This window comes from Pseudomonas sp. Pseusp97, from assembly GCF_047304025.1.
GTDB lineage: Bacteria > Pseudomonadota > Gammaproteobacteria > Pseudomonadales > Pseudomonadaceae > Pseudomonas.
Genome location: NZ_JBGLYK010000420.1, coordinates 1 through 1,757, shown reverse-complemented (window position 1 = coordinate 1,757; position 1,757 = coordinate 1). Strand labels below are relative to the sequence as shown.

1 protein-coding gene is annotated in these 1,757 nt (G+C 69.2%); it reads left to right on the top strand.

Going from position 1 to position 1,757, the window contains the following annotated elements; translation table 11 throughout:
- Positions 1-499: 499 nt before the first annotated feature.
- Positions 500-1,585, top strand: coding sequence for an MBL fold metallo-hydrolase (locus ACCC94_RS29565; protein ID WP_413353140.1), 1,086 nt, complete (start codon positions 500-502; stop codon positions 1,583-1,585).
- Positions 1,586-1,757 lie beyond the last annotated feature (172 nt).

The following is a 1,757-nucleotide window of genomic DNA, read 5'->3' as shown; positions in this document are numbered from 1 at the left end:
TTTTTTTTTTTTTTTTCGCCCCCCCCGCCCCCCCCCCCCCCCCCCCCCCCGCGGGCGGGGGGGGCCCCCCCCCCCCCCCCCCGCTCCTACAATATCAAGAGCCCCTCACCCTAACCCTCCCCCGCAAGCGGGAGAGGGGACAATCCGGTGCAGGATGAAATCACGGCATCAGACGGCACGATCGGCCCGCTCTTTCTGCGGAGCGGGGGCCTGCGCCAGCCCGTTCAGAGCGTAGGGCGAATAACGCCCATGGCGTTATCCGCCAGAACGGCGGTGCTTTTTGTAGGACCGAGGGGGACGCCCAGTCCTTGCTCGCGAACAGCCCAGCCTCGGTACCAGGCGGTTCGCGAGCAAGCTCGCTCCTACAGACGGACCAGCGCTACGGCGTGGCGCTGTATCGATAACGGTGATCTTCAGAATCAAAATGCCGGTAATGCTCCCTGGCGGCGGAACCTGTAGCGTGGTTGGCTGACGCATTCCGCCACTGAGGATCAGTGCCTTGCCCCGCCTCCCACTGCAACGCGCGCCCATCGACGACTACAGCCACTCCCCGCACTACATCGCCGGGAGGTTCCGCAACCTCAAGGCGCGCCCGGCCGACATGCCCGAGCCGAGCGCAAAGGTGCTCTGGGATGTGCTGTTCAACAAGCCGAAGAACACCGTGCCGCGCGCACCGGTGCCGGTACGGGCGCTGACCCGCGCCGAGCTGGACGCCGCACCCGACCGCAGCCTGTATCGTCTGGGCCATTCGACGCTGCTGCTCAAGCTGCGCGGCGGCTGGTGGCTGACCGACCCGGTGTTCTCCGAGCGCGCCTCGCCCTTCAGTTTCGCCGGGCCCAAGCGCTTCCACGCGCCGCCGATTGCCCTGCGCGACCTGCCGCCGATCCGCGGCGTGATCCTCTCCCACGATCACTACGATCACCTTGATCGCGCGACGATCGCCGTGCTGGCCGAGCGTGCGGAAGTCTTCCTCACCCCGCTGGGCGTGGGCGACCGCCTGCTGGACTGGGGCGTGCCGGCAGAGAAAATCCGCCAGCTGGACTGGTGGCAGAGCACCACGGTGGACGGGCTGTGCCTGACCGCCACTCCGGCGCAGCATTTCTCCGGCCGCGGCGTGCGCGACGGCAATCGCACCCTGTGGTGCTCCTGGGTGATCGAGGACGACAGCCTGCGCATCTTCTTCAGCGGCGACACCGGCTACTTCGACGGTTTCGCCGAGATCGGCCGGCGCTTCGGTCACTTCGACCTGACGCTGATGGAAACCGGGGCCTACAACGAACACTGGCCCTACGTGCACATGCACCCGCAGCAGACCGTGCAGGCGCACCAGGACCTCAACGGCCGCTGGCTGCTGCCGATCCACAACGGCACCTTCGACCTGGCCATGCATGCCTGGTACGAGCCCTTCGAACGCGTGCTGGAAATCGCCGGCGAGCGCGGGCTGACCGTCACCACACCGATGATGGGCGAGCGCTTCGACATCCAGGCGCCGCACCAGGGCGAGCGCTGGTGGCGCGGCGTGGTGGCCGAGGAAACCCGCGCACCGGCACCGCGCTGCGGATGCCGCCCAGCCCGTGAGGGTTGAGCGCGCGGCGGTCGCAGGGGTTGAGTTCAGCGCGGCCGGATGTCGATTGCGGACAGAGTCCGCTCCTGCGCACGGTCGAACGGCGGTGCCGTCGGTGTTGGGGGCGGGGGGGGGGGGGGGGGGCGCCCCCCCCCGCGCGCGACACGGGGGGGGAGCAGCGCCCGGGCCCGCA